Here is a 582-nt window from a genome sequence, read left to right as displayed (position 1 = left end):
GCAGGATTCCGGCCTCCATACGACGTACGTACGCGTCGCGGGCACGTGCCGTGAAGAACACACGGTGCAGGTTATATTGACCCGGGCCCGGAGCGTCCTCGCGACCCGGACGCGGCACATTACGATCGTCGAGGAACAATTCCTTAACGCCGTCCGCGCCGCGCGTAATCGTTACGCGCTGACCCGTGTAGCTGACGAACGTTTCGTGAACCGGTGCCACCCAGAAATAATACGGCGTTTCCCAAACTTCGTCGTTCAGGGGTGATGCCCTGCGCACCGTGCGGCCCACAACAAAGAACTCGGAAGTGCTCGCGCTGTAGCCGCCTTCACTGTTCGGCAATACCTGTACTGCGAACAGCGTCACTCCGTGTTTCAGGTCCGAGTGCTTGACCGTTTTGCGCTTCGCCATGATTTCCTCCTGTGAATTGATGAAATAAAGTATAACGGGAGCCTCAGCCCCCGTCAAGTACTTATCGCATCTTGTTGCCGTTGAGGATCGTGTGAATCTCGGGTGCTGCGTCGAGCAACCGGCTTTCACCGAGGCGATCGATCCATGCGCTGCTCACGGTCCAACCATGCTTA

The 582-nt window shown here is 57.7% G+C and carries 1 protein-coding gene; it reads right to left on the bottom strand.

The annotated features are described in order from the left end of the window. Positions 1 to 409, bottom strand: a 409-nt coding sequence (locus tag AC1RPG_RS07970; RefSeq protein WP_481762463.1) for a hypothetical protein, incomplete at its 3' end; no start/stop codon positions are given. Positions 410 to 582: the final 173 nt, after the last annotated feature.

This window comes from Dellaglioa sp. CoH-57-MRSF-18, assembly GCF_056781995.1.
Note: the sequence above shows the minus strand (reverse complement) of the source record. Positions and strands in the feature narration are given on the sequence as shown.